The following is a 22606-nucleotide window of genomic DNA, read 5'->3' as shown; positions in this document are numbered from 1 at the left end:
CACTTTCACCCACTCGTGTGGGCTGGGGGCTGGAGCCTGGGTGCCGCTGGCGGTTTTGTTGGGGGTGGGGCGGGCAAAGTTGCAGGATTCTGGGGCTGGTGAGGAGATTTAGTTTCTAAGGGGTGGAAGTTGCGTGGGTGATTGCCCGGGGAGGGTCCCTACTTTAGCGGTATGTCAAGGGGGCGCCGGGAAAACTTCCCACCGGAAAAACATCCTTTTATCTGGGGATTTATTGTGACACGCGGGAGGGTGGGGTGCTAAAGGTGTTGGTGGTGGGGGAAAGTGGGGTAGAGTGGGGCGCAGCGGAGGAGAGTTGTTCTCTTGTCGCGAGAGGAATCCGGAGTTTTCGAGTGACAGGAAGGTGGACCCGGGGATGTTTCTCGGCACCTACACTCCCAAGCTCGATGACAAAGGGCGGCTTACGCTTCCAGCGAAGTTTCGCGAAGAACTGGCCGGTGGCCTCATGGTCACCAAGGGGCAGGATCACTCGCTTGCGGTGTACCCGCGCGAGGAGTTCGCGGCACGAGCCAGGAAGGCTGCGGCTGTGTCTCGTACCAACCCGGACGCACGTGCGTTCATCCGTAACTTGGCAGCGAGTGCGGACGAGCAGCGTCCCGATGGGCACGGGCGTATCACGCTGTCTGCAGGCCACCGTGAGTACGCAAACCTGACGAAGGAATGCGTGGTTGTGGGCTCGGTCGACTTCCTCGAAATCTGGGACGCAGCCGCATGGGCTGAATACCAGGCGCAAACTGAAGACGCTTACTCGGCGGCAGACGCCGATGACGTACTTGCCGGACTGCTTTAGGGCTAGCCCGGTGCACCGAGAGTGCGTGTACGGACTCTGCCCGAGGAGGATGAGCTGGTGTACTTCCCCGACATCAGAACCCTTCCTCGGACAGGGCCCTATACGCACTCGATTTTTTATCGACCACATCAGACAGCAGCCTCAGGCGCCTGAACGGAAAGGGGGACAGCAGCTGTGGACCGCAATGGCACTATTACCTACGACGTGAATGACAACCATGGCCATGTCCCCGTCATGCGTGCGCGCATGGCTCAGCTGCTTGCCCCAGCGGTTGAAGCGGCAGGGGAGAACGCAGTGATTGTCGACGGCACCCTCGGCGCCGGCGGCCACAGTGAGTACTTCCTCAACTGCTTTCCCGCCGCACGCATCATTGGTGTGGATCGTGACTCCGCCTCCTTGAGCAATGCTTCTCGCCGTCTCAGTCCCTTCGCTGACCGCTTCGTCGCCGTCAACGCGCGCTTCGACGAGGTGGGCAGCGCCATTGCGCAGGGCGAGCACGAAATTTTTTCTATCGCGCGGGAGCACGGCATTGCCGGGGCGCTGTTTGATCTTGGTGTGTCATCCATGCAGCTCGATCAGATCGACCGCGGATTTGCGTACAAGACCGACGCGCCGCTGGATATGCGCATGGACCCACGCCAGGAAATGACGGCCGCCGACATTCTGAATACGTATAGTCACGGCGAGCTTGCCCGCATCCTCAAGACTTATGGTGATGAGCGCTTCGCCGGCAAGATTGCGTCCGCTGTGCTCAGGGAAAGGGAAAAGGAACCTTTCAGCAATTCCGCGCGATTAGTTGAGCTGTTGTACGCCGCTATCCCGGCGGCAACTCGCCGCACCGGCGGCCACCCTGCGAAGCGAACCTTCCAGGCTTTGCGCGTCGAGGTCAACCGCGAGCTTGAAGCGATTGAGCAGGTTATCCCCGTAATCACGGATGCCCTGTCCGTTGGTGGGCGCGCGGTGTTTATGAGCTACCAGTCGCTCGAAGATCGCATCGTCAAGCATGCCTTCACCAAACTCAGCACCTCGACCACACCGGCGGGCCTGCCCATGGATCTCCCGGGCACCGCGGCGCACTACTCCATTGTGACGCGTGGGGCCGAGAAGGCGAGCAAGGAAGAGATTGCGGAGAACCCGCGGGCGGCATCCGTCCGGGTGCGCGCTCTCGAGCGTCTTGAAGGGACCCCGTCTTTTCATGAACCGGGAGGTAGGCCATGACGTTGAGAGACCGCACTGCACAGGCAACCGACCGCCGCGACCACGAGAGGACCCACACCATGGGCGCTAGCCGCGATTTCACTACTGGAGCCGACGTCTCGGGGCAGGGGACCGCACTGCTTGAGCGGGGTCGCCGTACCACGCCGCTGCCCAGCCGCACTCCGCATCGCGGCACAGTGCCCTCACGACGGGGTGCAACCAGCCTGCGGGGAAACCGCCTTGGGTCGAAGCAGGTAGTGAGTAATCGTGGGCGCCGTGTTGTGCAGCCCACTCGGGTCACTGGTCTTTTCGCCCGCCTGTCCTTCATTGCCATCGGCCTACTTATCGCTGGTGTGGCTGCGGCCATGTGGCTTTCGGGCTTGTCGACGTCCCAGACTTTCAAGATTCAGGAGCTTACCGCCCAGGAATCCACGCTGGATAACCAGATAGAAACTCTCAACCGAGACTTGGAAAATGTTCGCTCCGCCTCCGATGTTGCCCGCCGTGCCCACGAAGCCAAGATGGGTATCCCGGTCCAGCCGGGCGTTGTGGAAGTCGGTCCGGACGGCAACGTGGAACAAAAGCGTGAGGCAACTCCGGATATGGAATCGGTCATCGATGTCAACGGCGAGCCGGTCCGCCCGGGACAGGCTTCCAGTGACCCGAACGCGACCGCCAACATGTCCGACAACCTGAACGCCCGCCCGAATCTCAACGGAAGGCAGGGCGAGCGTGAGAGCTCTTCCCCGAATGATTCACGTTCGGGAGACAACTCCGAGGGAGGTCAGTCGGGTGAAGGAAACGTAGAGCTGCCGGACATCCCAGCTCAGGCTCCTTACGCCGCTCGGGGGTAGAATCCCTTCCCGCTCCGCGCGTGCCTGCGTGGACGGGCGGCGATCATAGGGCACAATTCGGGATGAGTTCATCTCCACCCCCGCACCAGTGGGGGCACGATGTTTAGCTGTTCAAATACCATCCTCGCTGCAGATAGAAAGGTGACGTGTGACCCCACCACACTCAGGTGGCCGGCGCCCGAGGCGCGTTTCCGCCGCCCGTGCCGCCCAACCGCGCGGTACCTCTCACCAACCACGGCAGCGTTACGACGCCGACCGCGTCGTTCCCGCGACCCGTTCCCGAAACCCGCGTACCGGCAAGCCGTTTATGAGCCAGCAAAAGACGATGCACCGTCGCGTTCATGTCATTGCGGCGGTACTACTCGTCGTCATGCTGGCGTGGATGGGGCGCCTCGCATGGGTGCAGATCGTGTGGGGCCCAGACTTGGCAGCGAAGGCCGCAGAACAGCGAACTCGTGTTTATGTGGATACCGCTGGGCGTGGCGAGATTCTTGCTCGCGATGGCCAGCGTTTGGCCTACACCATGCGCGCTCGGTCCTTGACTGTGTCACCGACCCGCCTGCGCGATGAGCTTCGTGAACAGGAAGAGCAGAAGGCCTCCGACGAGGCCGAGTTTGCGTCCCTAGCGCCCGACGCAAAGAAGACCTACCTCGACGACAAGGTGACAGAGAGGCTCACCGACATGTCGAAGGGAATCCCGGACAAGCTGAAGGAAGCGGGCATCGACGCTGGCGACGTGGATTCGGAGCAGATCATGGATAAGCTCCGCGCCGATACCCAGTACGAGGTTCTCGTGCGAAACGTCGACCCGGATGTCGCGGTAGCCATCGCTGAGGAATACCACGGCCTGGCTGCCGATGAACAGCAAATCCGCCAGTACCCCAACGGATCGATCGCTGAGAACGTCATTGGCAAGGTATCCATGGATGGCCAAGGCCAATTCGGTTTCGAAGCTTCCGGAGACACCACCCTCACGGGAATCGATGGCAGCTCGACGGAGGACGTTTCCGCCAGCGGCCAGGTCATCCCAGGTACTCTCCGCGATCAGGTGCCCACCACCGACGGCAAGAACGTGACGCTGACGCTGGACCTCGACTTGCAGACTTACGTGCAGCAGAAGCTGGAGAAGGCGAAGGCCAACTCGAAGGCGAAGAGCGCCGAGGCAGTCGTCTTGGACGCAGCTACCGGCCAGGTTTTGGCGATGGCAAATACTGGAACGGTTGATCCGAACAAGGACATCGAAAAGCAGCTGGACAAGAATAAGACCTTCGATAACCTTGCTGTCTCGCACCCCTTCGAGCCGGGCTCGGTGGCAAAGATCATCACCGCCGCAGCAGCCATTGAAGAGGGGCTTACTGACCCCAATGAGGTTCTGCAGGTGCCCGGTTCCATCGACATGGCCGGCGTGACTGTGAATGATGCCTGGCCGCACGGCGTCGAGCCCTACACCACGACCGGCGTCTTCGGTAAGTCATCGAACGTGGGAACGCTGATGTTGGCGGATCGACTCGGCCAAGATAAGTATGCCGACTACCTGAAGAAGTTCGGCCTCGGCCAGACTACCGGCATTGAGCTGCCCAACGAGTCCCCGGGACTTGTTCCCGATCGCTCGCAGTGGTCCGGCGGAACGTTCGCTAACCTGCCCATCGGCCAAGGCCAATCATGGACCGCCTTGCAATTGGCATCTATTTACCAGGCCCTAGCCAATGATGGTGAGCGCATCGAGCCGCGCATCATTGACTCGATTACCGCGCCGGACGGGACGAAGGAAGAGCTGGACGAGCCCGAGACCACCCGGGTGGTCAGCGCCGAAACCGCGCGCACAGTAGTGGACATGTTCCGAGCCGTTTTCCAGGATGACCCGCAGGGCATTAACAACGGTACCGCCGGAAATGCCAATATCGAGGGTTATCAGCTCTCCGGCAAGACCGGTACCGCGCAGAAAGTCGATGAGGAAACTGGGGCTTATTCCAACTCCAAGTACTGGATCACCTTCGCCGGCATTGCGCCTGCCGACGACCCCCGCTTCGTCGTCGCCGTCATGCTTGATGAACCTGGATCCGGTGTCAACGACGACGGATCCGGCGGTCAATCCGCGGCCCCTATATTCAGCGATATTGCATCCTGGTTGCTAGACCGCGACAATATCCCGCCCTCCCCGCCAGCACCGAAACTGACCTTGCGTGCTGAGTAAAAGCAACAGCGCCGATAAATACACCTAGAGCACAGAAGAACAGAGAAGAGGAAGCATCGTGACAAGCAGCACCAGCCTTGAGCGCCTAGCAGAGATTTCTGGGGGCACGGTGATCGGGGATGCCTCGATCACCGTGGGGGCCTGTGGATTGAATTCTGCGACGCTGCCGCCCGGCGGCCTGTTCGCGGCGCTTCCTGGAACACGCGTACATGGCGCGAAGTTCGCCGCAGATACCGCGGCGGCTGCCATTCTTACGGATGCCGAAGGCCAGCGCATTCTCGTCGAAGCAGGGGAGTCGCGGCCGATTCTCGTGGTGGAGGATATCCGCGCCATCCTCGGTACCGTCTCTGCCGAGATTTATGGCCATCCCACGCAAAAGCTCACCATCCTCGGCGTGACGGGCACATCCGGTAAAACTACGACGAGTTACCTCCTTGAGGCGGGGCTGTTGCACGCGGGCTATTCGGTCGGCCTCATCGGCACGACGGGCACTCGCATCAACCGCGAGCCGGTCCCGACCTCCCTGACCACTCCGGAGGCGCCGACTTTGCAGGAGCTTTTTGCGCGAATGGTTTCCGAGGGCGTCACGCACGTCGTGATGGAGGTGTCCTCCCACGCGTTTTCCTTGGGGCGAGTTCAAGGCACGCACTTCAACGTGGGCGGCTTTACCAACCTGAGCCAGGACCACCTGGACTTCCACCCGACAATGGAGGACTATTTCGAGGCCAAGGCCATGCTTTTCGACGGCCCCCAAGCCGCCGACCGTTCAGTGATTTGCATCGATGACGAATGGGGGCGTCGCATGGCGCAGCGAGCAGCTGCACGCCCGGTGATTCAGGTGTCGACGGGTTCGGAGGCTCGCGAGGCTGATATCACTGGCCGCCAGCTCAGCACCGAGGTCACCGGTGCACAGCAGGTGGAACTCAAGGTCGCCTCTGGTGAGCAGGCCGGTACTTATGAATTCCGCCTGCCCATGCCGGGCACCTTCAACATTGCCAATGCGGCACTCGCGACGGGAATGGCCGCCGCTGTGGGAGTCGAGCCACGAGTTTTCCTCGAAGGAGTCGAAAAGGTGGCGGTCCCAGGCCGCATGGAGCGCATCGACCGCGGCCAAGACTTTGTCGCCGTGGTTGACTACGCACACAAGCCGGCTGCAATCGCGGCTGTGCTGGACACCCTGCGTACGCAGTTGGACGGCAGCGCGGGCCGCATCGGCATCGTCGTTGGCGCAGGTGGCGACCGTGACTCTTCCAAGCGCCCGCTTATGGGCGCGGCGGCCGCGAATGGCGCCGACCTTGTTGTCGTCACCGACGACAATCCCCGAACCGAAGACCCGGCCGCCATCCGCGCTGCCGTGCTGGCGGGAGCCCGCGAGGCGAACCCGTCGGCCGATATTCGAGAAGTTGGCTCCCGCGCCGAGGCCATCGATGAGGTCGTGACGTGGGCGCAGCCGGGTGATGCTGTCATCGTCGTCGGCAAGGGCCATGAGGTAGGACAGTTGATTGGCGATACCGTTCATCACTTCGATGACCGCGAGGAGATGGCTCGCGCCCTTGATGCCATGGCCACTGCGACTACCCTGAGTAACGAAGAATCCAAGGAGCAAGCATGATTGCGTTAAGCCTCGCTGAGATCGCTCAGATCACGGGCGGCCGCCTGGATAATGTCAACGATCCAGATACCCGAGTGACTGGGTTCGTCGAATTCGATTCTCGTAAGGTCACCCCGGGCGGTCTCTTTGTGGCGCTGCCCGGCGCTCGGGTAGATGGGCACGGCTTTGCCAATACCGCGATTGACAAAGGGGCCGCGGCTGTTTTGGCGGCGCGGCCGGTGGGTGTTCCGGCCATCGTCGTCGAGCCGCACGGGCGCGTCGAAGGAGACGGTGCCAATGCGGACATTTATGTCAATGATGCCGATGGCTCCGCCGCGGCCGTCGTTGAAGCACTCTCCGCGCTCGCCCGAGCAGTAACCCAGCGGCTTGCAGCCGAACAGGAGCTCACCATTGTGGGCGTTACTGGTTCGGCGGGAAAGACGTCCACCAAAGACCTCATAGCCACTATCTTCCGTGAGGTGGGGGAGACCGTTGCCCCGCCAGGCTCCTTCAACAATGAAATTGGGCTGCCCTATACAGCCCTGCGCTGCGATGAGCACACGCGCTACCTCGTGGCGGAGATGTCGGCCCGCGGCATTGGACACATCCGGCACCTGACCAACATCACTGCGCCGCGCGTCGGCGTTGTTCTCAACGTCGGCACAGCACACCTTGGTGAGTTTGGGTCGCGTGAAAACATCGCGAAGGCCAAGGGAGAACTCGTAGAAGCACTGCCGAAGTCTGAAGACGGCGGCGTGGCCGTCCTCAACGCCGATGATCCTTTCGTCGCCGCAATGGCTCCCCGCACGGCGGCCAAGGTGGTGTACTACTCCACGGAAAACCGCCGCGGAGGCGCACCGGCAGCGCAGTATTACGCCACCGATATTGAACTCGATGACGTCGCCCGCCCCTCCTTTACCTTGCATAGCCCGGATGCCGAGCCCGTTGCCGTGAAGCTGCAGGTTTTTGGCTCCCACCAGGTATCCAACGCGCTTGCCGCTGCGGCCGCAGCGATCGAGCTCGGGGTATCGGCCGCCACCGTGGCTGCTGCGTTGTCTGGGCATCTCCTCGCCTCCGAGCACCGCATGGACGTGCGCACACGCCGCGATGGCGTCACTGTCATCGATGACTCCTATAACGCTAACCCGGATTCGATGCGCGCGGCGATCGCCGCCTTGGCCTATACCGCCGCCGCGCGCCCCGATGCTCGTGCCATCGCGGTGCTAGGGGAGATGGGAGAACTCGGCGGCGATGCGGAAAAATCGCACCGCCAGCTCGGTGAGATTTTGGCCAAATACCACGTGGAGCACTTAGTAGCAGTAGAGGAGAATCCCAACTGCCGGGCAATGGCCAAGGCTGCCATGCAGCAGGGTATAAATACAGTGGTGTGCGCCGATGCCGCGGCGGCTGCAAAGGCTGTCGACGGCATTCTGCGCGTGGCCCCGGCAGGGGTCGATGATTGGGCTAGCCGTAGCGTTAAGGACGTGGTCTTGATTAAGGCCTCCAATGCCCAACGTCTTTGGTTGGTCGCGGAACAGCTGAACAACAGCTAGCCGCTAGAAAGGACTTCAAGCTCGTGACTCAGATCATCATCGCTGGTGCGGTTAGCTTCCTCGTGGCGATCTTTACCACCCCGGTTCTTATCCGGTACTTTTCCGACACTGGCCGCGGACAGGAGATCCGTGAAGACGGTCCCAAGTCCCACCTGCGCAAGCGCGGTACGCCGACGATGGGTGGACTCGCCATCCTGGCCGGCATCCTTGTGGCCTATCTCGTTGCCAGCATCTACGGGCTCCTGACGGGGCATGAGGGCTTCACCGCGTCGGGTCTCCTCGTTCTTGGTTTGACGCTGGGACTTGGCGCAGTGGGGTTTGCGGATGACTTCATCAAGCTCTTCCGGCACCGCAATCTCGGCCTCAACAAGACCGCAAAGCTCGTCAGCCAGCTCGTGCTGGCGCTGCTCTTCGGCTTCTTTGTTCTGCGCTTCCCCAATGATGATGGCCTGACCCCCGGCTCCACGAAGCTGTCCTTTATCCGTGACCTGAAGACTTTTGACCTCGCCGTCGGCGGCACCGTGATCGGAACCATCGTGTTCTTGATCTTCATGTACATCCTCATCGCGGCGTGGTCGAATGCCGTCAACCTCACCGATGGCCTCGACGGGCTTGCGGCCGGTGTCACGGCCATCGTCATGGGCTCCTACTCGCTGATGACTTTCTGGCAATTCCGGTACTCCTGCGCCACCAACTTCGCCGCCGGCTGCTACCAAGTGCGCGATCCCCTCGATCTGGCCGTGCTTGCGGCTGCGGGCTTGGGCGGCTGCCTCGGGTTCCTGTGGTGGAACGCCGCCCCGGCAAAGATCTTCATGGGAGACACTGGCTCCCTGGCGCTGGGTGGTCTGGTCGCCGGCATCTCCGTCACCAGCCGCACCGAGCTGCTCATGATCATCATCGGCGCGCTCTTCGTCATCGAGACGGTGTCCGTTGTCATCCAAATCGTGGTCTTCCACTCCACCGGCAAGCGTTTCTTCCGTATGGCTCCGATCCACCACCACTTCGAGAATGGTGGCTGGGCAGAAACAGCCGTCGTCGTCCGTTTCTGGTTGCTGGCCGCCATGGCGGCTATGGCCGGCGTCGCCATCTTCTACGGTGATTGGCTGACCGCTGCGGGCATTGGAGTCGGAGCATGACGCGTCCAGGATTTCTTTCCGGCCGTGTCCTTATCGCCGGCGCAGGCGTATCTGGTCGCGGTTGCGCGGCGGTCTTGGCCAGCCTGGGCGTGGACCTCACGGTGGCTGACGGCAATGCGGAATCCCGCAGCCGCATCGCCTCCGAGCTGGGCGTCGCTGCCGTAGACACGGCTGCGGTTGACCTTTCGGAGTACTCGCTCGTCGTGACCTCACCAGGATGGCGCCCCGACTCGCCGTTGCTCGTCGCGGCCGATTCCCAGGGCCTTGAGGTCATCGGCGATGTTGAGTTGGCCTACCGCCTCGACCGCGCAGAGGTCTTCGGCGCCCCTCGCCGCTGGCTTGCGATAACCGGTACGAACGGCAAGACCACGACGACCGGCATGCTCGCCGCCATCATGGCTGCCGACGAACAGCGCTCCGGCCAGCGCGCACAAGCGGTAGGCAATATCGGCGTCTCGCCGTTTGATGCCCTGGCCGCTGAGCCCCGCGTGGACATCCTCGTGGCGGAGCTGTCCTCTTTCCAACTGCACTGGTCCTCCCAGCTGCGCCCGGAGGTGGGAGCGCTGCTCAACCTCGCCGATGATCACCTGGATTGGCATGGTTCCTTCGATGCCTACGCCGCCGACAAAGCCAAGAACCTGCGCGGGCAGCACGCTGTCTACGGAAAAGATGACGAGCACGTTGTAGCTCTCGCCTCCTCGATTCCGGAAGCGACTGCCTTTAGCCACGCCGAGCCCGCTGCGGGTGAGGTGGGAGTTAGCGCTGGAAGCCTCGTGGTGAACGAGGTCGCTGGGATGAAGGCCGCCGTCGTCGAGGACGTCACCACCATCCAGCCCGCCGGCCTGGCCGGGGTGCTGGACGCTGCCGCTGCCTCTGCGGTTGCCGCTCTCGCCGGCGCGCGCCCCGAGTCCATCGCCGAAGGCCTCGCCTCCTATGTGGTGGCGGGGCACCGCGGAGAGGTCGTTCACCGCCACTCTGGCGTGACCTACATCGATAATTCAAAGGCCACGAACCCGCACGCCGCGGAGGTAGCCATGCGTGGTCTCGACTCCGTGGTGTGGGTCGCCGGCGGTCAGCTCAAAGGCGCCGACGTTTCGGACCTACTGCGCACCCACGCGGCGCGGTTGAAGGCGGCGGTTCTGGTGGGCGTCGACAAGCATGTGCTTGCGCAAGCCCTAGCAAAGGAAGCGCCGCACGTCCCCGTCGTGATCGTGGATAGCCACGACCCAGAAGCAGCAATGGAGCAGGCAGTTGCCGCCGCCGTGCAACACGCCGAGGCCGGCGATACCGTACTTTTGGCGCCCGCTGCGGCATCGTTGGACATGTACACCGGAATGAGCCAGCGCGGCGACATCTTTGCCGCCGCTGCCCGCCGTCTCGCCCGCTAGCTAGGAGCACCCAGAAGCCGTGACTGCCACCAGCACCCAGAAGCCACCACGCACGCTGGGACACCACCTGCGTGATCTCCGTGAGCGCCTGCGCGCTTATCCCGGGCTCGATTACTTGGTGCTGCGTATTGCCATCTTTTCACTCATTGGCATTGGCGTGCTCATGGCCTTTTCCTCGTCGATGGCGACGTCCCTTTCAGAAAGCGATAGCCCGTGGTCAGCCGCCCTGCGTCAGTGCGTGCTCGTCGTCGCCGGCCTCATTGTGTTCTGGATTGGCCTGCGCATGTCACCACGCACGCTGCGGGTGCTCGTGCCCTGGTTCTTGGGGCTGTCCATCTTGCTTCTCATCCTCGTCCTCGTTCCCGGGATCGGTACTGGCCGCGCGGAGGTCGGTTCGCAGTCATGGATCATGCTGCCGGGAGGCGTGGCCTTCCAGCCTTCAGAGTTCGCGCGTGTGGCTGTGGGCATGTACGGTGCCTCGGCGCTGGCGGATAAGACGCATCGCTCGATGCGCCTGACGGATCCATTCATGATGTACTCCATCATCGCCGGCATCATGTTCGTACTTATCGTTGCTCAGGGTGACTTGGGCATGGGCGTATCCTTTGCCCTCATCGTTGTCTTTACCCTGGTTTTCGCAGGCGTGGATTGGCGCGTTCCCACCGTCGTCGGCATCTTCGGCGCTATCGGCATGATCACCGTTTTCCTAGCCGGTGGCTTCCGCTCGCACCGCTTCCACACCTACTTCGATGCCTTGCGCGGAAACATTGAGGACACGCAAGGTACAGGTTTCCAGGCTTACCAGGGCTTCCTTTCGCTTGCCGACGGCGGCTTCTGGGGCGTGGGCCTCGGCCAATCGCGCGCTAAGTGGTTCTACCTCCCAGAAGCGAAGAATGACTTCGTCTTCGCCATCATTGGCGAGGAACTGGGTCTATGGGGCGGTGCCATGGTCATCGGGCTTTTTGCCGTGCTGGGCTATTTTGGGTTGCGTACCGCAACCCGCGCGCAGGATCAGTTCCAGTCCCTGCTGGCCGCCACGTTGGCGGTCGGTGTTGTCGTGCAGGCATTCATCAACATTGGCTATGTCATCGGCGTGCTGCCGGTGACGGGTATTCAGCTGCCGATGATTTCCGCGGGCGGTACGGCTGCGGTGATTACGATCGGTTCGATGGGTCTGCTGTGCAACGTGGCGCGCCATGAGCCGCTCCAAGTGTCCGCGATGCAGAACTTTGGCCGCCCGCTCTTCGACCGCATTTTCTTCATCCCCGAGCCGACGCCGCCCAACGAGCGCCGCGGCGGAGCGCATCGAGCCCCGCGCGAACGCGCGCAGGGTAAGCACCCTCAGCGCGTGCGCCGCGAGCATTCCCAACGACAGGTGGAGCGCAGCCGCGAGGAAAGGTTTGGACGCGCTGTGACGGGGCGCCCGCCGCGTGCGCAGGCACCGCGTGAGGAGCAGCGGCGGGAGTACCGCCGAGAGCGTCGGCGCGGCGAGCGTCGGTAGGGCGGGGCCGCGCTGGTAGCGTGTAGAGCATGAATGACACGCCGATTTCCGTCGTTATCGCAGGTGGCGGCACTGCCGGTCACATTGAACCCGCGCTCGCGGTGGGGGAGGAGCTGCGCTTACGCCACGGCGCGCGGGTGACCGCATTGGGAACCCCACGCGGATTGGAGCGCGATATTGTGCCGGCGCGTGGAGTCGATTTGCGCATGATTACCCCCGTCCCGGTCCCGCGCAAGATCAACGCTGACGCTGTGAAGCTGCCCTGGCGCATCCTCACGTCCGTGCACGAAGCCCGCGTGGTGCTCAAAGACGTTGGGGCCAACGTCGTGTTTGGAACCGGCGGCTATGTCGCCGCCCCGGCCTATTTGGCGGCCAAGTCCTTAGGCATTCCGTTCTTCGTTCTCGAAACCAATGCCCTGGCCGGCATGGCGAACAAGTTAGGCGTGCGTTTGGGCGGCACGGGCATTAACGCGCAAGAAGGTTCTGGGATGCCCGGGGATGTCTTGGGCATCCCCGTGCGGCCGGGCATGGGGGAGGACCCCGACGGCGCAAAGGCGGCAGCTGCTCGCCAGAACTGGAACCTGGACGCACATCGCCCGACCATCGTGGTGACCGGCGGTTCGCAGGGCGCGGTGAGCATCAACACTGCCGTGGCCGGCGCACTCGAAGACCTGTGCCGGGATTTTCAAGTGCTGCATGCTTATGGCAAGAAGAACGAGGCGCAGGCTGGGCGCGAACACTACACGGCGGTGCCTTATATCGATGACATGGCTGGCGCGCTCGCGGTTGCTGACCTCATGGTGTGCCGCTCCGGTGCAATGACCGTGGCCGAGGTTTCCGCCGCCGGTCTACCCGCGCTCTACGTGCCGCTGCCGCACGGCAATGGCGAGCAAGCGCTGAACTCGCGGGCATTGGTGGAGGCGGGGGCCGCGGTCCAGATTCCGGACGCCGAGTTGACCTCGGAGCGCCTTATCAGAGAAGTTCGCGCTATTCTTGACCACCCCGAGGCCCTGGCAGCCATGCGTGCCGCTGCCGATGCCAGCGAGGCCGGCGACGTTGCGGCTGTCATCGCTGACCGCATCGCGCAACGCGTCGCCGCCGGCGTCCGCGATTAGGCGCACAGTACAGGTTTATTAAAGAAGGATTTTTTCACTATGACTGACACCCCCTCCACCACGGACCTGTCCCGCGTTCACTTTGTCGGTATCGGAGGCTCCGGCATGTCCGGTCTCGCGCGCATCCTGGTCAGCCGGGGTGCGGTCGTCACCGGCTCGGACGTTAAGAAATCGACGGCTGTTGACGTCCTCCGCACAATGGGCGCGCACATTGCCATTGGGCATGCGGCCGAGAACCTTGAAATGGCCGGCGATAAGCCGACGGTTGTCGTGACTTCCTTCGCCGCCATCCCGCAGGATAATCCTGAGCTCGCTGCCGCGCGCGCCGCCGGTATTCCGGTTATTCGCCGTTCCGATCTATTGGCCGAGTTGATGGAAGGCCACCGCCAGGTGCTGCTTGCCGGAACCCATGGAAAGACCTCGACCACGTCCATGGCGGTATCCGCGCTCCAACAGGCGGGGCTGGATCCTTCCTTCGCTATCGGTGGACAGCTGAACCGTGCTGGTACGAACGCACACGGCGGTACGGGCGATGCCTTCGTGGCGGAGGCCGATGAGTCCGATGCTTCGCTCTTGCGCTACAGCCCATCCGTGGCCGTGATTACGAACATCGAGCCCGATCACCTCGATTATTTCGGCACCGCGGAGAGCTACTACCAGGTCTTCGATGACTTCGCCGACCGCATTGTCGACGGCGGCTACCTTGTCGTCTGCCTCGAGGATGCGCAGGCGGCCGCCACCGGTGAGCGTGCCGCTGAGCGCGGTATTCAGGTGCTGGGCTATGGCGCGCGCGGCGAGGCAGACGCTGCTTCTTCGGTGCCCCTCGCGGCTGAGGTTGTGGAGGAGACAGTCTCTGCCGTCGGCGCGCACGTCCGCGTTCGCCTGACCCTGCCGGGCCAGGCACCGCAGGAGCTGAGCTATGACCTGCACGTCCCCGGCCATCACATGGTGCTTAATTCGGCTGCTGCCCTGTTGGCCGGTGCGCTCGCTGGCGGGGATCCGGCGGAGCTCGCCGCGGGCTTGACCGACTTTACGGGCGTGCGCCGTCGCTTTGAGTACCGCGGAAGCGAGCGCGGCATCCGCGTCTTCGACGATTATGCGCACCACCCCACGGAGGTTTCCGCAGTTCTCGGTGCGGCACGCGCAAAGGCGGAAGCGGAGGGCGAGGGCGCGCGCGTCATCGCCTGCTTCCAGCCACACCTGTACTCCCGGACGATGAAGTTCGACGCCGAATTTGCCCAGGCGCTGGCGCTTGCCGACGCCGCCGTCGTCCTCGACATCTACGGCGCTCGCGAGCAACCGGTTGAGGGCATTACCTCCCGCATCATCACCGACAAGATGCCGGAAGACATGCCGGTTATCTTCGAGCCCGATTTCTCCGAAGCCGCCAGCGACGTCATCTCCTTGGCGCAGTCCGGCGATATCGTCCTGACCATCGGCGCGGGCACGATTACCTATGTGGCTGGCGAGATTCTGTCCGAGCTGGGGAATAAGGACGAGGCGGAGGAGCCGAAGGAACCGAATGTCTAAAAAGGCTGGGGCGCTCGTGGTGGGCGCGGTCCTTCTCGTAGCGGTGATCGCTGCCGCAGCGGTGTGGCTTTTCCCGATCCTCACGGTGAAGTCCTTCGAGGTAGCGGGAAATGACCATGTCACGGCTGAGGATGTGGAACAGGCCAGTGGCGTGCCTAAGGGCGCGAACCTTGCGCGCCTGGACGCTCGCGAGGCCGCGCAGGGCGTGGCGGAGATCCCCTGGGTGGAAAGCGCAACGGTGTCGCGGGCTTTTCCCTCGACGGTGCACATTGAAATCGTCGAGCATGAGGCAGTGGCTTTCGTGCGCGACGGTGACAGCACCGTTCTAGTGGATAACCACGGCAAGGAATTCGTGGAAGCCGAGGCGCCGCCCGAAGCCGTGGAAGTCACCGGGCACACCGACTCCGGTTCCCCGGAAATGCAAGCGGCCGTCGATGCCGTAGCGGCCCTTCCCGCTCCAATCCGGGAAAAGGTATCGGCCCTCGAGGTCAAGGATAGGTACTCGCTGACGTTCCGAACCAAGGACAACAAGACCATCTTTTGGGGTGCCTCGGAGGACAACAAGAACAAGGCGATCGCTTTCGAGGATGTGCTCAAACTCGAGGGTGATTCCTGGAACATTTCCAACCCGACGCTGGTGACTCGCCGCTAGGTCCGTCGCGAGTGGGACGGGTGTGGCGCTTGTTAAGAAAACCGCATGTCAGCAACCCTAAAGTAGAGGTTGAGGGTACCGACACGCGGCAAAATGTGCGCCGAAATTACCCCGTTGTCGTTAAAGATGGATGTAAACGCCTCTCGCGAAAAGAGGCGCCTCCTCGTTTACATTAAAAGCTTATTCGAAAGGCAAGAGACCCTCGTATGATCTCATCTAGCAACAACCTCGCGGACATCAAGGTCGTCGGCGTCGGCGGCGGCGGTGTCAACGCTGTCAACCGCATGATCGAAGAAGGGCTCAAGGGAGTCCAGTTCGTCGCCATCAACACCGATTCCCAGGCGCTGATTTTCTCCGATGCGGACACCAAGCTCGACATCGGCCGCGAGGCCACCCGCGGCCTCGGCGCCGGCGCCAACCCGGAGGTGGGCAAGACCTCCGCGGAGGATCACAAGACCGAAATCGAAGACGCCCTCCAAGGCTCCGATATGGTCTTCGTGACGGCCGGCGAGGGCGGCGGAACCGGCACCGGCGCGGCCCCCGTCGTGGCGTCCATCGCGAAGAAGATGGGTGCGCTGACCGTTGGCGTCGTTACCCGCCCATTCAAGTTTGAGGGCGCGCGCCGTACCCGTCAGGCCATGGCTGGCATCGAAGAGCTGCGCGAGGTCTGCGATACCCTCATCGTTATTCCGAATGACCGCCTCATGCAGCTGGGCGGCGAGGAGCTGTCCATCGTCGAGGCCTTCCGCGCCGCCGATGAAGTTCTGCACAATGGTGTTCAGGGTATTACCAACCTCATCACCATTCCTGGCATGATCAACGTCGACTTTGCGGACGTTCGCTCCGTTATGTCCGATGCCGGCTCCGCCCTCATGGGTATCGGCTTCGCTCGTGGGGACAACCGCGCGCTCAACGCCGCCGAGCAGGCCATCAACTCCCCGCTGTTGGAGTCGACCATGGAAGGCGCCAAGGGCGTTCTACTGTCCATCGCTGGTGGCTCCGACCTGGGCCTCCACGAGGTCAACGCAGCCGCCTCCATGGTGGAGGAGCGCGCCGACGAAGACGCCAACATCATCTTCGGCACCATCATCGATGATAACCTCGGTGATGAGGTTCGCGTCACTATCATCGCCACCGGCTTCGACGCACAGGCCAACATGACTACGCAGCCGGCGCAGCCCGGTCAGGCTGCACCGCAGAGCCAGCAGGCCACCCCGGCTGCCCGCCCGGGTTCCCTCTTTGAGAACCGCGCCGAGGCACAGGCGGAAAGCCCCGCCGCATCCCGCGCCGAGGCCCCGCGTGAGGACTACACCCGCGCCGAGCCGCAGCGTGTCGACGCCCAGCGTATCGAGCGCGAAGAGTACACCCCGCGCCACTCCTACGAGCGCGAGCAGCCGGCCGAGCCGGCCCCGTCCAGCGGACTGTTTACTACCTCGGATCGCTTCCGCGGTGAGGAGTACCGCCGCGGCGCCGATGACGAGTACCGCCTCTCGCGCCCCGCTGAGCGCCGTGGCCGCGACTTCGATGATGATGGCGACGACGATCTCGACGTGCCGTCCTTCATGCGTTAGTCCCAGCCCGCTACTCTGGAGTGCATGCCAGTAAACGAGGAAGCACACGTAGCACAACGCCCCGTCCGCATGGTTTTCACCAGCCGTGCCGGCGGGGCGTCGTCGTCCCCTTATAACTCTTTCAACTTGGGCGATCACGTTGGTGATGAGCCCGAGGCCGTGACCGCCAACCGTGAGCGGCTTCTCCGCGCCACGGGTCTAGAGGACATCGTGTGGATGGAACAGCTCCACACCAACACGGTCACGGTGGTGGGGGCCGAACGCCGCGGTGTCCGCGAACCCGTCCCCGCCACCGATGCCGTAGTAACCACCGAAAAGCGCTTGGGGCTAGGCGTGCTCGTTGCTGATTGCACACCGGTGCTGCTTGTCGACGTCTCCGCGGGCGTCATCGCCGCCGCCCACGCCGGACGCCTAGGCGCGCGCAACGGAATCGTCCGGAACACCGTGAACGCAATGGTTGAGCTGGGGGCGACTCCCGCGTCGATCCAGGTACTTATGGGGCCTGCTGCTTCTGGACGCAACTATGAGGTGCCGGAGGAGATGGCGGAAGACGTCGAGAAGCACCTGCCCGGCTCCAAGACTCGCACCTCGTCTGGTACGTGGGGAGTTGACGTGCGCGCCGGCCTGATTCGCCAGCTGATGGGGATGGGAGTTACGGCCATTGAGTCGGATCCGCGCTGCACGATCGAAGACACTGAATTCTTTTCTTATCGCCGCGAGGGCGTCACCGGGCGTCAATCCGGTGTGATTTGGTTGGAGGATTAAATGACTAGCAAGGACCCCGCTGAGCGTCGCGAAGAACTACGGGCCGGTTTGGAGCGCACCCGCGCTGAGATTCGAGGCTTCGCCGCCACGTATGACCGTCCCGTGCCACAGCTGCTGCCGGTGACGAAATTTCACCCGACAGAGGACATAGCGCTGCTGGGGGAGCTGGGAATTGCGGATGTAGCAGAAAACCGTGAGCAGGAGGCGCGCGCCAAAGCAGAGGCGCTGCCCGAGATTCGCTTCCACATGATCGGCCAGATTCAAACCAAAAAGGCGAACCACGTCGCCCGCTGGGCGCACAGCGTGCACTCCCTTGACTCAGAAAAGCTTGCCCGGGCGCTGGACCGAGGAGTGGCGCTTGCACAAGAACGCGGGCAACGCGAGGACACCCTTCCGGCATTTATTCAGGTTTCCGCCGATGGCGATACCGCACGCGGCGGATGTCCGCTGGAGGATGTCCCCGCTCTGGTGGATGTCGTTGAAGAGCTGGAGAATGTGCAGCTGCAGGGATTCATGGTGGTTCCTCCACTGGAGAGCGAGCCTGCGGAGGTATTCGCTCGGGTAAGGGCGCTGACCGACGAGGTCGCGGCGAAGCTCGGACGGGCTTTAAAAATGTCAGCCGGAATGAGCGCAGATTTGGAGGCGGCGATTGCATCTGGAACGGATATCGTGCGTGTCGGAACCGGAATCATGGGAGCTCGCCCGCTAGGTTAATTGACATTGCAAAAGTGCATTACAAGACAGCAAATGAACAGCACACACTAGGTCAGAGGGAGACCCAGAATGTCACTGATTGATAGGACTAAAGAGTTCTTCGGGCTGGGCCCGATGGACATGGACACCGACGATGCTTACTACGCTGACGAGCGCAGCTACAGCGCTCCGGCGTATGCACCTTCCTACGAGAAGCCGGAAGAGGAATTTGTCCCGACCATCGTGGCGCTGTCGCTCGTCTCTTTCGACGATGCAGCGAAGGTCGGTGGCCCTTTCCGCGACGGTGACGCAGTGGTCTTCGAGCTCACTGACGCTGACCGTGGCTCCGCAAAGCGCTTCGTCGACTTTGCCGCTGGCCTCTGCTTTGCATTGGAGGGCCGCATGAAGAACCTGACCAAGGGCGTGGACACCAGCCGTAAGGTGTTTGCCATCGTGCCGAAGGGCGCCGATATCTCCACTGTTGAGCTGGAGCGCGCAGCGCATCTGCGCTAAGTACGTCGCGTTCTACCGCCTCATCGATTTCTTTTCTCCCGTGTTGGCTTAGGGGAGGGGAAGCGATGGGGCGGTTTCGCATTTATGGGGCCGGCGGCGAACTGAGTTCGGGGATAGTTCAGCCGACGATTAGCCGTTCATGTTCGCCGAGCGCGAACCGGAGGGCAGGGGAATACCGTTAGCGGGGGTGGTTCGGATAGGCTCGGGCACTGTGAATGCTTTAGGTTCAATTCTCCTCGTTGCCGTGAGTCTTTACTCGTGGATTTTGTTAGCGCGAATCGTCATCGAAATGATTCAATCTTTTTCGCGCCAATTCAATCCACCCCGCTGGTTCATGATGGTTGCAGAGGTGCTTTTCGTAGTCACTGACCCGCCGGTTAAGGCGCTGCGAAAGGTGATTCCTCCGCTGCAGTTGGGAGGCGTTGCGCTGGACGTTTCCATCATTGTTTTGTTCCTGCTTTTGTCCATTCTTTCGCAACTGATTTCGTGGCTATTTTTCGGCCCCAGCGGACTTGCTGTGTAACTAACGGGTGTATTAAACCCTCCTGTTAACGTTGAGACTCGTGCCAGCGTTAGATAATGTGTTGATTCGGATACAATGAGTTAGCAAAATCCGTATTATTAACCGCATATGTACCCGGCCTCTGGAGCCTCTAGAGGTTTGACCGATTCGTAAGGGGAAGAGAAGTCAATGCCACTGTCACCCGCTGATGTACACAACGTCGCTTTCAGCAAGCCGCCAATTGGCAAGCGTGGCTACAACGAGGATGAGGTAGATCAGTTCCTCGACCTCGTTGAGGATGCTCTTGCTCAGCTGCAGGACGAGAACGATGATCTCCACGCCCAGGTTGAGGAACTGAAGTCTCAGACTTCGGCCGGCGCCGCTGGCGGCGCTACTGCCGCTAAGGTCGACGAGGCCGCTGTGCGCAAGGAAGTTGAATCCAAGCTTCGCGCCGAGTACGAGGCAAAGCTGGCTGACTCCAAGAATGAGATTGCCAAGGCCAAGGAAGAGACGAAGCGTGCGCAGGAGCAGGCAAAGGCTGCTCAGGCACAGTCTTCCCAGGCACCGGCTGCTCAGGCAAAGGACAACTCCGCCGAGCTCAAGGCAGCTCGCGAGGAAGCTGCCGCCGCCAAGCGCGAGCTCGAGGCTTCCAAGAAGGAACTGGCGAACACGAAGAAGGAGCTGGAGTCCGCAAAGAAGAACTCCGCAGCCTCCACCACCGCCTCTTCCGCCGCTGCCGTGGCTGGTGTGGGCGCTGCCCAGTCCAACGCACAGGGCCTGGCTACCCCGGATACTCATATGCAGGCAGCCCGCGTGCTGGGCTTGGCTCAGGAGATGGCGGACCGTCTCACCAGCGAGGCCAAGGCTGATTCCGAGTCCATGCTGGCTGAGGCCCGCACGGCGGCAGAGAAGCAGCTTGCCGACGCTGACTCCCACTCCAAGGCCCAGCTCGCGGACGCCCAGAAGCGCTACGAAGCTCAGCTGCAGGAGGCCGATACCCGATCCAAGAAGCTGGTGGCGGACGCTGAGAACAAGGCAAAGCAGACTGAGTCCGACGCTACGTCCCGCGCCGAGGCGCAGATTCGCCAGGCAGAGGAGAAGGCAGCTGCGCTGCAGGCCGATGCCGAGAAGAAGCACACCGAGGTCATGAACACGGTCAAGCAGCAGCAGACCGCTCTGGAGGCTCGCATCTCCGAGCTGCGCACCTTCGAGCGCGAGTACCGTACTCGCCTCAAGACGCTGCTGCAGTCTCAGCTTGAGGAGCTGGAGTCCCGCGGCACCGCTGCTCCTAACGGTGAAGCCGGCAAGTCCAACAATTAATCACTGAATCAGCGGCGTCCCTGCGGGGGCGCCGTTATTCTTTTCTGTGGGTATGTATTCTCAGTAGGTATTGATTTTCAGGCAGTGACGGGGAAGGAGAGCGCGCATGCTTATTGGTGCATTGCTTTTGGCCTTTGTGGCTTTCTTGGCGTTCGTGAATTACATCCTCTCCGCCGCTGAGTGGTCTCTGTACCTGCTCTTTGCTTCTGCGGGGGTGGGCATTGTCCTGTTCATCGCAGATACCGTGATTAAACTGCGCCGCAAGCACGACGAGTAGCCCTCGCCCCAGGAGTAGTTCTGGGTGGAGGGCTTTTTCTGGGAAGACACCTAGTTGTGTCGCTCCTAGTCGTCTCTCTCCAGGGCGTCGAATAGCCCGGGAGGCGCTTGCAGAGGCGTGGGCGGCGGGAGGGGACCGTACGTTCTCATGGCCGTTCCGTTGACCCGGGCCATGCGGCCGCGTCCCGGTGGCGCGTTCGGATCGTCCTGGTTCACGCCATTGTGATATGGGCACAGCATCACCAGGTTTTCCTGGTTGGTATACCCGCCGTTCTTCCACGCGATGAGATGGTGAACTTGGCATTCATCGGCGGGCTTCATGCAGGAGCCCCAAGCACAGACCGGGAACTCGGCCATGGCCATGATGCGTTGCTTGATGCTGGCGGAGCGCTCCTCATAGTAGAGATTGACCGGCCCGTGATAGGGGTGGAAGAGAGTCGCGAGCGCGCCATCGAGGTCGATCTCTTCGGCTAGGACCTTGTTGAGGTATTCCGCGCCGGTCATCGTTGCGCCGTTGGTCATCTGCAGCGTGATTTCCTCGCCGTCGCCGTTGAGAATCTTCGTCATTGCATCCAGCGGGACCAAGATATTGGTTTGCAAACCGCGGCGCGGGGCGGCGCCTTTGAAGAAGGCTTCGCGGATGGATTCGAGGGGACGTTCGCGGTCGACGGCGTCGCTAAGCTCTGCAATCATTTGCGCGGGGCCTGTGATTGCCATCGTCCACGGTGCATTGCGGCGGCGGTAAATGGTCACGCCCTCCTTCGGTGCGGGCGGAGCCGAGTGCTCCTTGAGCCTCTTCTTCGCCAGTGTTTCCATCGCGAGGGTATCGGCGCTGGTCCGACACAACTCTAGGCGCAGCTTCCAGCCCAATGCCTGCGTCTTGGCTTTGCGGGCATAGCGGTCAATGACTTCCAGAGTGGGCAATGAGTGGCCGCGCTGGCGCGCAGCCTTCACCGCATCACGTTGCATCTTGGTCATGGCGGTCTTGCCAAAGAAGCTCGTGTGCATCCGCACCAACTGCGCGGCAGTTTTGTCTGGGGAACCGGCGGCGATGAGGTCTGCTTCAGACATGCCTTCGCACTCGGCGATGACATCGATGCCGGCCCCGAGTGCGTTGAGGAAAGTCTGTAGCGCGTTCATATCTGTGGAGAATAAAACACCTTCTGAGCTGCGCGCATTAGAAAAAATGTTCCTGTGGAAAACTGTTTCTCAGGCACCTCTTTTGTGCACTGTCGTTTCTATTTTGGGGTTCACGGGAACCTGCGCCTGTGAAAACTTGACCCCTCGGTTATACTTTGGAGCTATATGCAGTGAGCCGGCTATCACCGGGGAGCATTCCGGAAGAACGTGAGGCGCGTGAGCGTCGCATTATTAGAACCGGGCGGGTAGGGACCGTCATCTCCTTCACATCAACGAAGCGGGGCGCCTCGGCGCCCAAGCGGGGGGG

General features: G+C 62.1%; 20 protein-coding genes. 19 read left to right on the top strand and 1 reads right to left on the bottom strand.

Going from position 1 to position 22606, the window contains the following annotated elements; genetic code table 11:
• The first annotated feature begins 373 nt into the window (after positions 1 to 373).
• From mraZ to HMPREF2808_RS13430, 19 genes are all read left to right on the top strand, one after another.
• Positions 374 to 808, top strand: a complete 435-nt coding sequence (mraZ, locus tag HMPREF2808_RS01375; protein WP_010190539.1) for a division/cell wall cluster transcriptional repressor MraZ — start codon at positions 374 to 376, stop codon at positions 806 to 808.
• A 174-nt stretch (positions 809 to 982) separates the two neighbouring features.
• Entirely contained in the window at positions 983 to 2026 is a 1044-nt protein-coding gene (rsmH, locus tag HMPREF2808_RS01370) for a 16S rRNA (cytosine(1402)-N(4))-methyltransferase RsmH (protein ID WP_070519847.1), read from the top strand.
• Entirely contained in the window at positions 2023 to 2859 is an 837-nt protein-coding gene (locus HMPREF2808_RS01365; protein ID WP_070623239.1) for a cell division protein FtsL, read from the top strand. Before rsmH ends, HMPREF2808_RS01365 begins: the two co-directional genes overlap by 4 nt.
• A gap of 325 nt (positions 2860 to 3184) precedes the next feature.
• A complete protein-coding gene (locus HMPREF2808_RS01360; protein WP_070623236.1) occupies positions 3185 to 5053 on the top strand; it encodes a peptidoglycan D,D-transpeptidase FtsI family protein in 1869 nt (622 codons plus the stop codon).
• Positions 5054 to 5111: 58 nt separating this feature from the next.
• A complete protein-coding gene (locus HMPREF2808_RS01355) occupies positions 5112 to 6665 on the top strand; it encodes a UDP-N-acetylmuramoyl-L-alanyl-D-glutamate--2,6-diaminopimelate ligase (protein WP_070623233.1) in 1554 nt (517 codons plus the stop codon).
• The gene (murF, locus tag HMPREF2808_RS01350; RefSeq protein WP_070623230.1) at positions 6662 to 8197 is read left to right on the top strand and encodes a UDP-N-acetylmuramoyl-tripeptide--D-alanyl-D-alanine ligase; all 1536 of its coding nucleotides are present in this window, start codon (positions 6662 to 6664) and stop codon (positions 8195 to 8197) included. Before HMPREF2808_RS01355 ends, murF begins: the two co-directional genes overlap by 4 nt.
• A gap of 23 nt (positions 8198 to 8220) precedes the next feature.
• Positions 8221 to 9333, top strand: coding sequence for a phospho-N-acetylmuramoyl-pentapeptide-transferase (gene mraY / locus HMPREF2808_RS01345; protein WP_070519857.1), 1113 nt, complete (start codon positions 8221 to 8223; stop codon positions 9331 to 9333).
• Positions 9330 to 10721: a UDP-N-acetylmuramoyl-L-alanine--D-glutamate ligase gene (murD, locus tag HMPREF2808_RS01340; protein WP_070623227.1), complete on the top strand. Its 1392-nt coding sequence runs from the start codon at positions 9330 to 9332 to the stop codon at positions 10719 to 10721. The genes mraY and murD overlap by 4 nt, the downstream gene beginning before the upstream one ends.
• Before the next feature lie 19 nt (positions 10722 to 10740).
• Positions 10741 to 12222: an FtsW/RodA/SpoVE family cell cycle protein gene (locus HMPREF2808_RS01335; RefSeq protein ID WP_070533317.1), complete on the top strand. Its 1482-nt coding sequence runs from the start codon at positions 10741 to 10743 to the stop codon at positions 12220 to 12222.
• 29 nt (positions 12223 to 12251) lie between these two features.
• Complete coding sequence (murG, locus tag HMPREF2808_RS01330) at positions 12252 to 13337, top strand: undecaprenyldiphospho-muramoylpentapeptide beta-N-acetylglucosaminyltransferase (protein ID WP_070623224.1); 1086 nt, start codon at positions 12252 to 12254, stop codon at positions 13335 to 13337.
• 39 nt (positions 13338 to 13376) lie between these two features.
• Positions 13377 to 14867: a UDP-N-acetylmuramate--L-alanine ligase gene (gene murC / locus HMPREF2808_RS01325; RefSeq protein ID WP_070623221.1), complete on the top strand. Its 1491-nt coding sequence runs from the start codon at positions 13377 to 13379 to the stop codon at positions 14865 to 14867.
• Positions 14860 to 15519, top strand: a complete 660-nt coding sequence (locus HMPREF2808_RS01320; protein WP_070533311.1) for a cell division protein FtsQ/DivIB — start codon at positions 14860 to 14862, stop codon at positions 15517 to 15519. Before murC ends, HMPREF2808_RS01320 begins: the two co-directional genes overlap by 8 nt.
• A 206-nt stretch (positions 15520 to 15725) precedes the next feature.
• Positions 15726 to 17090: a cell division protein FtsZ gene (gene ftsZ / locus HMPREF2808_RS01315; protein ID WP_070596842.1), complete on the top strand. Its 1365-nt coding sequence runs from the start codon at positions 15726 to 15728 to the stop codon at positions 17088 to 17090.
• 24 nt (positions 17091 to 17114) lie between these two features.
• Complete coding sequence (gene pgeF / locus HMPREF2808_RS01310; protein WP_070519871.1) at positions 17115 to 17855, top strand: peptidoglycan editing factor PgeF; 741 nt, start codon at positions 17115 to 17117, stop codon at positions 17853 to 17855.
• On the top strand, positions 17856 to 18569 hold the full coding sequence (locus HMPREF2808_RS01305) for a YggS family pyridoxal phosphate-dependent enzyme (RefSeq protein WP_070623218.1): 714 nt from the start codon (positions 17856 to 17858) through the stop codon (positions 18567 to 18569).
• A 69-nt stretch (positions 18570 to 18638) separates the two neighbouring features.
• Positions 18639 to 19061 carry a cell division protein SepF gene (locus HMPREF2808_RS01300; protein WP_070519876.1) on the top strand — a complete coding sequence of 141 codons (423 nt, stop codon included), beginning with the start codon at positions 18639 to 18641 and terminating at the stop codon, positions 19059 to 19061.
• Positions 19062 to 19272: 211 nt separating this feature from the next.
• The gene (locus HMPREF2808_RS01295) at positions 19273 to 19584 is read left to right on the top strand and encodes a YggT family protein (protein ID WP_070520150.1); all 312 of its coding nucleotides are present in this window, start codon (positions 19273 to 19275) and stop codon (positions 19582 to 19584) included.
• 168 nt (positions 19585 to 19752) lie between these two features.
• Positions 19753 to 20883, top strand: coding sequence for a DivIVA domain-containing protein (locus HMPREF2808_RS01290; RefSeq protein WP_070623215.1), 1131 nt, complete (start codon positions 19753 to 19755; stop codon positions 20881 to 20883).
• Between the two features lie 106 nt (positions 20884 to 20989).
• A complete protein-coding gene (locus HMPREF2808_RS13430) occupies positions 20990 to 21160 on the top strand; it encodes a hypothetical protein (protein WP_168162406.1) in 171 nt (56 codons plus the stop codon).
• Positions 21161 to 21225: 65 nt separating this feature from the next.
• Here HMPREF2808_RS13430 and HMPREF2808_RS01285 read toward each other — a convergent pair whose 3' ends face one another.
• Entirely contained in the window at positions 21226 to 22299 is a 1074-nt protein-coding gene (locus tag HMPREF2808_RS01285) for an HNH endonuclease signature motif containing protein (RefSeq protein WP_070623212.1), read from the bottom strand.
• Positions 22300 to 22606 lie beyond the last annotated feature (307 nt).

It is taken from the genome of Corynebacterium sp. HMSC078A10, from assembly GCF_001811565.1.
GTDB lineage: Bacteria > Actinomycetota > Actinomycetes > Mycobacteriales > Mycobacteriaceae > Corynebacterium > Corynebacterium hesseae.
Note: the sequence above shows the minus strand (reverse complement) of the source record. Positions and strands in the feature narration are given on the sequence as shown.

Excerpts from the sequence above, each read along its gene's own strand:
- mraZ (WP_010190539.1), top strand. The coding sequence starts at position 374 with ATGTTTCTCGGCACCTACACTCCCAAGCTCGATGACAAAGGGCGGCTT.
- HMPREF2808_RS01365 (WP_070623239.1), top strand. The coding sequence starts at position 2,023 with ATGACGTTGAGAGACCGCACTGCACAGGCAACCGACCGCCGCGACCAC.
- HMPREF2808_RS01360 (WP_070623236.1), top strand. The coding sequence starts at position 3,185 with ATGCACCGTCGCGTTCATGTCATTGCGGCGGTACTACTCGTCGTCATG.
- murF (WP_070623230.1), top strand. The coding sequence starts at position 6,662 with ATGATTGCGTTAAGCCTCGCTGAGATCGCTCAGATCACGGGCGGCCGC.
- murD (WP_070623227.1), top strand. The coding sequence starts at position 9,330 with ATGACGCGTCCAGGATTTCTTTCCGGCCGTGTCCTTATCGCCGGCGCA.
- murG (WP_070623224.1), top strand. The coding sequence starts at position 12,252 with ATGAATGACACGCCGATTTCCGTCGTTATCGCAGGTGGCGGCACTGCC.
- murC (WP_070623221.1), top strand. The coding sequence starts at position 13,377 with ATGACTGACACCCCCTCCACCACGGACCTGTCCCGCGTTCACTTTGTC.
- HMPREF2808_RS01320 (WP_070533311.1), top strand. The coding sequence starts at position 14,860 with ATGTCTAAAAAGGCTGGGGCGCTCGTGGTGGGCGCGGTCCTTCTCGTA.
- ftsZ (WP_070596842.1), top strand. The coding sequence starts at position 15,726 with ATGATCTCATCTAGCAACAACCTCGCGGACATCAAGGTCGTCGGCGTC.
- pgeF (WP_070519871.1), top strand. The coding sequence starts at position 17,115 with ATGCCAGTAAACGAGGAAGCACACGTAGCACAACGCCCCGTCCGCATG.
- HMPREF2808_RS01305 (WP_070623218.1), top strand. The coding sequence starts at position 17,856 with ATGACTAGCAAGGACCCCGCTGAGCGTCGCGAAGAACTACGGGCCGGT.
- HMPREF2808_RS01300 (WP_070519876.1), top strand. The coding sequence starts at position 18,639 with ATGTCACTGATTGATAGGACTAAAGAGTTCTTCGGGCTGGGCCCGATG.
- HMPREF2808_RS01290 (WP_070623215.1), top strand. The coding sequence starts at position 19,753 with ATGCCACTGTCACCCGCTGATGTACACAACGTCGCTTTCAGCAAGCCG.
- HMPREF2808_RS13430 (WP_168162406.1), top strand. The coding sequence starts at position 20,990 with ATGCTTATTGGTGCATTGCTTTTGGCCTTTGTGGCTTTCTTGGCGTTC.
- HMPREF2808_RS01285 (WP_070623212.1), bottom strand. The coding sequence starts at position 22,299 with ATGAACGCGCTACAGACTTTCCTCAACGCACTCGGGGCCGGCATCGAT.